General features: G+C 39.3%; 6 protein-coding genes, 1 tRNA gene and 1 pseudogene. 7 read left to right on the top strand and 1 reads right to left on the bottom strand.

Features of this window, described 5'->3' with window-relative positions:
* The 3 genes from BUA56_RS23945 to BUA56_RS21945 form a co-directional block, all read left to right on the top strand.
* Positions 1-160: transposase (locus tag BUA56_RS23945; RefSeq protein WP_072854889.1), on the top strand; the 160-nt coding region annotated here is incomplete at its 5' end.
* A gap of 289 nt (positions 161-449) precedes the next feature.
* Positions 450-1,994, top strand: coding sequence for a Ppx/GppA phosphatase family protein (locus BUA56_RS21950; protein ID WP_072854888.1), 1,545 nt, complete (start codon positions 450-452; stop codon positions 1,992-1,994).
* 10 nt (positions 1,995-2,004) lie between these two features.
* On the top strand, positions 2,005-4,140 hold the full coding sequence (locus BUA56_RS21945; RefSeq protein ID WP_072854887.1) for an RNA degradosome polyphosphate kinase: 2,136 nt from the start codon (positions 2,005-2,007) through the stop codon (positions 4,138-4,140).
* 67 nt (positions 4,141-4,207) lie between these two features.
* Here BUA56_RS21945 and BUA56_RS21940 read toward each other — a convergent pair whose 3' ends face one another.
* Complete coding sequence (locus BUA56_RS21940) at positions 4,208-5,059, bottom strand: PHP domain-containing protein (RefSeq protein WP_072854886.1); 852 nt, start codon at positions 5,057-5,059, stop codon at positions 4,208-4,210.
* Positions 5,060-5,710: 651 nt separating this feature from the next.
* Between BUA56_RS21940 and BUA56_RS21935 the strand changes: the two genes are divergently transcribed.
* The 4 genes and pseudogenes from BUA56_RS21935 to BUA56_RS21920 form a co-directional block, all read left to right on the top strand.
* Positions 5,711-6,835 carry a bifunctional glycosyltransferase family 2/GtrA family protein gene (locus BUA56_RS21935; RefSeq protein WP_084068204.1) on the top strand — a complete coding sequence of 375 codons (1,125 nt, stop codon included), beginning with the start codon at positions 5,711-5,713 and terminating at the stop codon, positions 6,833-6,835.
* Positions 6,771-8,546: a hypothetical protein gene (locus BUA56_RS21930; RefSeq protein WP_072854885.1), complete on the top strand. Its 1,776-nt coding sequence runs from the start codon at positions 6,771-6,773 to the stop codon at positions 8,544-8,546. Before BUA56_RS21935 ends, BUA56_RS21930 begins: the two co-directional genes overlap by 65 nt.
* Before the next feature lie 885 nt (positions 8,547-9,431).
* Positions 9,432-9,503: transfer RNA gene (locus BUA56_RS21925), tRNA-Glu, on the top strand.
* A gap of 774 nt (positions 9,504-10,277) precedes the next feature.
* Positions 10,278-10,823: pseudogene (locus BUA56_RS21920) on the top strand (IS21 family transposase); the annotation flags it as partial.

Here is a 10,823-nt window from a genome sequence, read left to right as displayed (position 1 = left end):
GGCAGAAGGGACATTTGGAATCATCAAATACGACCGAAGGTATAAGCGAATTGTAAGAAGAGGACTGGATTCGGTAAGAGTAGAGATATTTCTTGTTTCTATCGGCCATAATCTCTATAAAATCTATAATAAGCAGATGAGACTCCGGGAAGTGGCTTAAAGAAGAAAGAGCGCACGTTTGTTGGGGTAAGGGGGATTATGCGCTTTTTACTGCTTTTTTCTTACGCTTTCCACAAAATAAAGAGGGGCTGAAAAAATGGAGTTAGAGCAACTCCATTTTTTCACAGCCCCCCAAATTCGATCAGGGGTGTCCCATTTTCATATATGGGTGTCCCTTATGGGATGGCACGGGCATAAAATGTAAAATATAGGTAAAATCCCTGGCATTTTCAGACGATTAATAGTAAAATAATTAAAAATACACGAAATATCACAAGGGGGATGAAAGTATGGCTATTACAACATTTGCAGCCGTGGATATAGGCTCTTATGATATCAGTATGAAGATCTATGAGTTGTCCAAAAAATACGGTATGCATGAAATAGATGAAATCCGCAGTCCGCTTGAGCTGGGGAAAGATACGTATGTTACGGGAATGCTCAGTTTGGAGTCCCTTGATTCTCTCTGCACTGTCCTGAATGATTACAGGCAGATTATGGAGGGGTACAGAGTTGAGGATTATAAGGTTTGTGCCACCAGCTCTCTGCGGGAGGCGGAGAATATGTGGGTGATTTTGGAGCAGATTTACAGAAGAACCGGGATGCAGGTGGAGGTATTAAGCAATTCTGAACAGCGTTTTCTGGGCTACAAATCCATAGCATCTAAAGAGAAGGATTTTACTGAGATCATTCAGAAGGGAACTGCTATTATTGAGGTGGGAGGAGGAAGCGTTCAGGTTTCTCTTTTTGACAAAGACGCTCTGGTGACCACGCAGAATTTTAAGCTGGGAAACCTTAGAATTCGTGAGAAGCTGCTTCCTGTGGAGAAGGAGACGATATATTACGAACAGCTGGTAGAGGAGTTGATTAACAATGAGATCCTCAGCTTTAAAAAGCTTCATCTGAAAGAACGGGAGATTAAGAATGTTATTCTGGTAGGGGATAATTTTACGGAGGTGATTTTCCGCAAGGGAGAAAATGGGAACCTTTGTTCCACGATTGACAAGGCAACGTTTATGAATGTCTATGACCGCGTGGTGCCCTACTCTCCGGAGCAGGTGGCGGTGGAATTCTCCCTGCCGCTTGAGTATGCGTCACTTCTCATACCTTCGATTATTATCTTTAAAACTTTTATAGAGCAGTTTGGTGCGGAAACCATGTGGATCCCCGGCACACAGCTTACGGACGGTATGGCTTATGAGTACGGTGAAAGCCATAAAATCATAAGAACCAATCATAATTTTGAAAATGATATTATCGAAGCGGCCAGAAATATTGCCAAGCGATATGTAAGCAGCAAGGGCCATGTACAGGTCATGACCAGGATTGGACTTGCCATCTTTGATAGTATGAAAAAATATCATGGCATGGGGAAAAGAGAGCGCCTCCTGCTGCAGATTGCGATTATCCTCCATGACTGCGGCAAATATATCAGTCTGAGCAATGTGGGAGAATGCTCTTACAATATTATTATGTCAACGGAAATTATCGGACTGTCTCATGCCGAGCGGGAAGTGATTGCCAATGTGGTCCGTTTTAATACTGTTCCCTATGTGTATTACGGGGAGGATGGCATTTACCAGGAAATGAAGCAGGAAAACTATATCCTGGTGGGAAAACTGACAGCTATCCTGAGAATGGCGAATGCTTTGGACAGAAGCCATCTTCAGAAGATAGAAACGCTGCATGCGTCTGTAAAAGAGAACCGTCTGATCCTGTCTATTGAGAGCCAGGCGGATTTTACCCTGGAAGAAGGGCTGCTGGCTGATAAGATAAACTTTTTCGAGGAGATTTATTTTATCAGGCCGGAATTGAGAAGAAAAAGGAGAAAATAGGAGGCATAAGATGGAAACAGTAAATTACACAAACCCTGAATATTTCTGGAACCGGGAGCTGAGCTGGATTGGATTTAACGAGAGAGTATTAAGCGAAGCAAAAGATAAATCTCTGCCTCTGTTTGAGAGACTGAAATTTTTAAGCATAACAGCGTCAAATCTGGATGAATTTTTTATGATACGGGTGGCATCTTTAAAGGATATGGTACATGCCAAATATACCAAGCCGGATATTGCGGGTATGCCTCCAAAAGAGCAGTTAAAGGAGATCAGCAAAAGAACCCAGGAACTGGTTGCCGCCCAGTACAACACGTACAACCGTTCCCTGCTGCCGGCTCTGAAAAAATGCGGCCTGTCTCTCATTAGGGAGCATGAGGATCTGACAAAGCGTCAGGGCGCTTTTGCGGATCAATATTTTGAAGATAATGTTTACCCGGTACTGACCCCCATGGCTATGGACTCTGCCCGGCCATTTCCCCTCATCAGAAACAAGACGCTGAATATCGGAGCTCTGATCTCTAAAAAGGATAAGAAGGGGAAAGACGAGCTGGAATTTGCAACTGTGCAGGTGCCTTCGGTACTTCCACGTATCATCAGACTGCCGGAAGACGAGAAAGGAAATCAGGCAGTTATACTCCTGGAGGAAATTATTGAGCGAAATATTGGGAAACTTTTCTTGAATTTTGATGTTGTCTGCGCTTACCCTTACCGGATTATGAGAAATGCAGATTTGACCATCGACGAAGATGAGGCGGCGGATCTGCTAAAAGAAATTCAAAAGCAGCTGAAAAAACGCCAGTGGGGCGAGGTGATCCGTCTGGAGATAGAAGATAAGATGGATGAACGCCTTCTGAAAATCTTAAAGGCAGAGTTCGCTATCAAAGATGAAGATATCTTTGCCATCAATGGGCCTTTGGACCTTACATTCCTGATGAAACTATACGGAATGGATGGATTTGATGAATACAAGGCACCAGGCTATAAACCCTGTCCGGTACCTGATATGCAGACGGATGAAGACATTTTTACGCAAATACGAAGGAGGGATATCTTTCTTCATCACCCATATATGACGTTTAATCCTGTGGTGGATTTCGTGAGACAGGCGGCTAAGGATCCGGATGTACTGGCAATTAAGCAGACATTATACAGAGTCAGCGGTAATTCTCCTATTATTGCTGCTCTGGCCCTTGCAGCCGAAAATGGAAAACAGGTCACTGTTCTGGTAGAACTAAAGGCCAGATTTGACGAGGAAAATAATATTGAGTGGGCAAAAATGCTGGAGAAATCCGGCTGCCATGTAATCTACGGACTGCTGGGGCTGAAAACACACAGCAAGATAACGCTGGTAGTACGAAGGGAAGAGGCTGGGATTCGCAGATATGTACATCTGGGAACCGGAAATTACAACGATACCACAGCTAAGCTGTATACAGACTGCGGAATCCTAACCTGCTCTGCCAGAATCGGAGAGGATGCGACTGCAGTATTCAACATGCTGTCAGGCTACTCTGAACCAAAGACATGGAACAAATTGGTGGTTGCTCCTATCTGGATGCGGGACCGCTTCCTTCATCAGATAGAAATGGAGCGGGAAAACGCTGCAAACGGACGTCCGGCGCATATCATAGCAAAGATGAACTCCCTGTGTGACAGGGATATTATAGCGGCTCTGTATGAAGCATCTGCTGCCGGCGTAACAATTGATTTGATTATCCGGGGCATCTGCTGTCTGAAAACAGGAATCCCCGGAATCAGCGAGAACATCACTGTCAGATCCATTGTAGGAACCTTTTTGGAACACAGCAGGATTTTTTATTTCTTCAGCAACGGCCAGGAAGAAATTTTTATGGGAAGTGCAGACTGGATGCCGAGAAATCTGGACAAACGAGTGGAGATTATCTTCCCTGTAGAAGACGAAAAAATCAAAGAAGAAATAAAACATATCCTGCAGATTCAGCTGGATGACAATATGAAGGCCCATATCCTTCAGCCTGACGGTACTTATGAAAAGATAGATAAGAGGGGAAAAGTATTGGTAAATTCTCAGGATTATTTCTGCAGGGAGGCAGAAGAAAAGTCAAGAAGGACAGAAGAGATAGGACATGATCATATCTTCATTCCGGCGGAGGCACCGGAGGATTAAAGCTCAATTTGGGACGTGTTCTTTCTAGAAAGAACACGTCCCAAATTAAGAGTGGCCTGTCCCGGATTTAGTTTGACCTGTCCCTTTTAAGCAGGTTTTCTAATAGTTCATAGGGTATTTTTAGATTTCCCTTTCCTGTTCCTAGATCTATATCTGGCTTATTGCTCCCATGGAAGTCGGAACCCCCAGAGATTCTCAGATGATGACGTTTGGCCAGATGTGTCATATTGGTCTCATCTACCCATTTGTTTGTAGAATAGATTGCTTCCAGGCCGTCCAGTCCCGCATGTTCCAGCTCTGATACCAATTTTTCCAAATTGGTATCGGATAGGTGATAGAGGAGGGGATGTGCAAGAATAGCTGCTCCTTTCCCCTGATGGATTAGGCGTATGGCTTGAAAAGGTGTTACTTTTTCTCTGGGAACAAAGCAAGGGGCATAGTCGCCCAGATACCGGTCGAATGCCTCGGGCATGGAACGAACGTATTTGTGATCCAGCAGATAGCGGGCAAAGTGGGCCCTCGTCCAAACGGAATCTGAGAAAGCAGACAGCATGGAATCATAGGAGATATCAATGCCTGCCTCCTGCAGTTTGGCAATCATCTTAAGATTGCGGATATCTCTGGAATTTTGAAATCTTTTCAGTTCCTCCTGAAAGTGATAGTCTTGGATATCAATTCCAAGTCCTACGATGTGTATATCTTTTCCCCCATAATTTGTAGAGAGTTCTATTCCCGGAATGACTTCTACACCAAGTCGGGTTCCTTCTTCTAGAGCCTCGGGGATACCGTCGGTTGTGTCATGATCTGTAAGAGCAAAGGCTTTCAGCCCTTTTTGAACTGCATATTGTACCAGCTCAGCAGGCGATAATGTACCGTCTGAGCAGTTGGAATGGACGTGTAAATCAATATATTCTGGCATGAATTTACTCCTTAAAAATTTTTTTAAAATAATTATACAAAAAAGCTTGCATTTTCACAAGAAATGTTATATTATTCTGAGCTTTGCAGATGAAATAATTTGAAAACAGATGCAAGTTAGGTATTACACTTCAATATATTTTCCTTTCCATAAGTATATAGGCATTACTTCCAGAACACTTTTAGGAATCTTTAAGGATGTTTCAATTCTCCATATCAAAGACTCATCTTGGGGATCTTATCATTAGATTATTTCACTGCTTAGAGTATAAAATATCTATCTAATGCGTCATACTCGCTAAACTTATCTTCCTCGATATCCTAAGCAGAAAGGATTTCATCCCTCGCATATGTTTGGAACCGAAACACTACCTGTTTCTTGCGCCTCTCCCAGTAAAAGAGGGTACCAGGTACATCTTATTACTGTTATATTGTAGCAACTAAGCTTTTTATTTATAGAAATTATATGATTTATATGATAATATATATTCATAGATGAGTGGCAGATATTTTCAACGATAATGAGCGTTAAATTTTTTATTGTTGAAAGATAGCTGTGCCTGAACGGGTAATAAAGGTTTATTATAAATACTGACAACTTGTTGGGTATGATATCGTGTATCTGTAAATTATAACTTTTGGGGAGAGATTGATGAATACAATTATAATTATACCAGCACTCAATCCTGATGAGAAGCTGATAAGCTATGTCAAATCATTGATTCAGGCTGGTGAGAAACAAATACTTATTATAGACGATGGCAGCAGTGACGATTGTCGATTTATTTTTGATTTTTTAGAAGAAAAGGAAGAATGCATCGTTTTACGCCATGCGATTAACATGGGAAAGGGACGAGCATTAAAAGATGCGTTTAATTATTGTCTGACAAATCTAAGTCAAACGGCCAGTGGGGTAATAACGGTAGACTCTGATGGACAGCACTCTGTCGAAGATGTGCTTCGTATGAAGGAGGCACTAACTGAATATACTGATTCTTTAATTCTAGGAGCAAGAAATTTTAGTCAGGAGAACGTTCCACCTAAAAGTGCATTTGGAAATAAAATGACAAGAGTGGTTATCCGCTTGTTATACGGAGGTAACATTGCTGATACCCAGACAGGGTTACGTGCAATGTCTTATCAAGTGTTGCCGGCATTTTTGACATTGTTTGGAGAAAGATTTGAATATGAGACGGGAATGCTTATTGAAGCTTTGCAGAAAAAAATTCCGATTAAAGAAATTGAAATCAAGACAATATACTATGCTGAGAACAAGGGAACTCATTTCAGACCAGTATCAGACTCGTGGAAGATTTATAAATTGATTTTCGGAACCTTTTTCAAATACGCATTTTCTTCGTTTAGCTCCTCTATTATAGATCTTGGGTCATTTCAATTATTTTCATATTTATTAAAAGGGACTAATCTAAGCGTTCAAGTGTGGATGGCTACAATATTAGCAAGAATTATCTCCTCTTTATATAATTACTGTGTAAATCGAAATATTGTGTTTAAACAAGATTGTAAAGGAAATAATACGTTCCTCAAGTATTATATCCTCTGTGTATGTCAGATGTGTACTTCTGCTGCACTCGTGTATCTTTTTGTTCGGGTAATAGGTCTACCCAGACTGTTTATTAAAGTTATTGTTGATATGCTTCTGTTTTTCGTCAGCTTTCGTATACAAAAAAATGGGTGTTCGGAGGAAATAAATGATGTTGTATATAAGAATACTCATTCTACTTGCTGTATTTATGGGGTACACAGCGTTGCTTAACTATAAATATCATATCCGCGTAGAATTTGCTCCAGCTATTATCTCTTGTGTCATTAGTGTATTGATGTTATTCGCAGGAATTTTGAATGTGTTTATTCCCGCTGTTAGGCTAATTACAGTAGGTGGTTTAGTTAGTTTTGCATATACTGTAATCAAGCAAAAATGGCCCACAAAATTTACGATTCGTAGAGAATATATTATTGCATTTATGTGGATTTTAATATTGGGATATTTTGCAGTCTTGATTCGTGGAAGTCATTTCATCCATTATGATAATTTTTCCCACTGGGCAATTATTATAAAAACGATGCTTATTAATAATCGAATGCCAAATTTCCAAGACAGCTTGGTAATGTTCCAAGCGTATCCCCTGGGGAGTTCATTATTTATCTATTATGTATGTAAAATAATTGGAGATACTGATGCATGTTATATCTTTGGACAGATAGTTTTATTAGTCAGTTTTATCTTCCCTCTTTCCTCTTTTGTTAGTAAGAAAAATTGGTCAGCTGGGGTAATTATCTCTGCTTTTTCAGTTTATGCATTAATTAGCAATATATCTATATATGATTTGTTAGTGGATACAGTCATGCCATTAGCTGGCCTTTCTCTTTTTTGTATTATTAAATTTGAATCTAATTCACTTGATGAGAATAGAGTAAATAGATTGATATTTGAAATAATGCCAATCTCTATTTTTTTACTTCAAGTGAAGAACAGTGGAGTTTTTTTCTGTCTTATTTGTTGGGTTTATTTCTTCATTCGGTTTAAATCATTTGAAATAAGGAACAGAAGAAAAATAATTGTTCTTTTAAAATTTGCATTTTATGACATTGTCCTCCCTTTAGTAACAACATATTTGTGGAAGAAACATGTTCAGTTGGTTTTTGGGTCTGGTGATACATTTAAACATGCAATTTCGCTGAAAAATTATAAAAATATTTTTGGTGAAAAAACGCCAGAGAATATTATTGACATTGGAAAAAAGATGATAGTTAAATTAACTGATATTCATAACGAATCTTTTGCTCCTATGCTTGCTACTACAATTTTAGTTATAGTTTTAATTGTTTTAAACTGGCTGATTAAAGAAAAAAGACAAGCCATAACTCATGTGAAAAATTTGTTAGCTGTTTATGTGATTATTGCAACTTATGTTATATCTGTTTATTTGATGTATATCTTTTCTATGCCATTAGGTGAGGCTGTTGATTTGGCAGGTTATGAACGATATATGCTGACATTGGATATTTTTATTTTTGGGATGGCAATTGTTTTTGTACTTAGTGATAAGGCGGCAAATAATAACTTAATGGTTATTATGTTTTTTATTATATCGATATTACCTATATGGCCAATTAAAAACAGTATAGTAAGCCTTGTAAAGAGACAAGATTACAGTATCACTACAAGAGGACAATTACAGAAATTGCTAAAAGATAATGGTGTTGCTGCTGAAAAGAGTTATCTGATATATACAAATGGAAACAATGGTAGTCCTGGATATATCTATTATTTGGCCAGATTTGAGTTATGGTCAAATAATGTGACTACTACCGCAAGTGATGATCTTAATAATTATTCAGATAGTTGGGATTCATACGATTATATTATAATGTTCACTCCTGATGAGTTTAGCAATGCATGGTTGGAGAAGAATGGGTTTAGTGATTATGCTAATACGGAGAAAACCGTTATTTCATTACAATAGCCTTATACCTAATGAAAAAGCTAAAATAATGTTAAATAGTATTTTAGCGCCGATTCACTAAAAGCCAATAAGGGTTATATACTGTTCTTGTATCTAATTAGGAGTTCATAAGCGGGTATAGTGGCTTGGAATGGCTGCAAGATTAATATATCCAAATAGAATGGAATCTAATTACTGCGAAAAAAGGTTGAATTTTAAGGTAAACGTAACTTTTTTGAAGTAAGTGCAACTCAGGCAGTCCCTTGTTACAAAAAAGTGCAGGAAGGGGCTGCTTTTTGTTCCCATTTCGTGTAAAATGTAGATCATCCACTGCAGAAAGTCCTAAAAAAGGGCGTACTGTACCGGAAGTGGGATTTGCCTGTTTTTTTGCCAGAGTAAATGCCATTCCTCAATAGGTCCTGTATTAGATAGGGACGCGCCTGGGGGATGAATGGTTAAGGGATAGTTCGGGAAAACGTAACCCTTAACCCAAATTTCTCGATATTGCATATGTGCAGTGGTAGCATTATAAAAACGCTTTTCTAAAGTACACCTGTTTTTTGTGCATCCGTTGCAAACGTAAGGAGGCTTATTCAGCAAGGGACAGGATTCCAGAAGAAAGTCAGGGCAGATTTTTTCACGGAAGCAGCAGGAAGGACACAGGGAGGTGTATGGACATTCCATACGGCGGGGACTGGTATTAAAACAGTGTCCAAATGCGCCAGAAAGAGTCATACAAAATATGTTAAACTAAATGCAACCTACTGAATTCCTAAAGTAAATGCAACCGGCAGAGTATGAGTGGGTTGCATTTACTTTGAAAATCTACAAAAAATAAAAAATTTTACAAAAAGGCTTGCATTTTTTTATGAAATGTTATATTATGTATAAGCACGGTTGAGATATGGTTCGTTGGTCAAGCGGTTAAGACGCCGCCCTCTCACGGCGGAAACAGGGGTTCGATTCCCCTACGAACTGTTTAAGGATTTGGTAAAAGATGCTTTGTAAGCATCTTTTTTTGAAAATAATTAAACTATGAGGAATAAGGATTTAAATAAGCATATTAATCTTGTATGTTTATTTAAATCCTTATTTTTAATTTAATATCAGAACACATCACATGTTTGAATATTCTTATCATTTGAAGGGGGCATTATAAATAAGAAGACGACAGCAATGTATAAGAATTACAACATAGACGAAAGGACTTTATATGTAGTTGTCAATTTAAGATTTACATGTTCTTTTTATAAGCTATATAGAGGTTAATTGAAAATGATAGAAGAAAGACGTGGCAGCGATTTGGAACGTAAAGCAGGTATTTTAATGTCTGCATAGGCCGTTTGTGTCATCAAGTAGAGAATAGGGAAGCATGTTGTCTTAATGTTTGGTTACCATGATCAATCAGCATAGGCAATTTTTTACCAAAGACAAATATTATTTACACTATCGATTTGATATGTAAAACCAGGGGCTGCTCAGAAAATGTGAATTCTTGGCAGTCCTCAGCGTTGGCGGAGCATGTGAAAGATTATCTGTAAATAAGGTTTTATAGGGTCTTCTATGGTAAATCATAGCCTGCAAATTGAATAATCCGGGGTGAAATCCATCACCTGTCCGGTGTATGGAAATCACCAATCCGTTTAGATGGAAATCGCGTTTCCGTTAAAAAGGAAATCGCTTTATCTATAAAAACCTTATAATGAGGTCATGCACCTGTTGGTGTAAATTCATTATAAGGAGGTCACACTTATGACCAAGTACAGAGAAATCATTCGCCTTACCGGCCTAGGATTCTCACAACGCGATATCATGGCTAGCTGTGGTGTCGCACAGAAAACTGTCGTCAAGGTTCAGAAACGTGCCAAAGAATTAAATCTTTCATGGCCGCTTGATGATGCAATGACTGACACAGAGCTTCAAAGGCTCATGTTCTCCAAGGAGAAGAAGGTATCACCTAACAAGCGTATACCTGACTACGCTTACATCCACAAGGAACTGCTCCGCAACGGAGTCAGCAAAAAGCTTCTGTGGACAGAATACATGGAGGACTGCCGTGCCAACGGTGAGGAACCGCTCATGTATTCCCAGTTCTGCTATCACATCCAGCAGGATGAGCAGAAACGGCGTGCTACCATGCATATCAACCGCAAACCCGGCGAACAGGTTGAAGTAGACTGGGCAGGAGTTTCCGCAACAGTCATCGCCCCGGATACCGGTGAAATTATCAAAGCTTACATATTTGTTGGCGTAATGACCTACAGTCAGTATGCATATGTGGAAGCATTTCTGGATATG

The organism is Lactonifactor longoviformis DSM 17459 (assembly GCF_900129135.1).
In the GTDB taxonomy this organism is placed as follows: Bacteria; Bacillota; Clostridia; order Lachnospirales; family Lachnospiraceae; genus Lactonifactor; species Lactonifactor longoviformis.
This window is presented reverse-complemented; position numbering and strand designations above follow the sequence as displayed.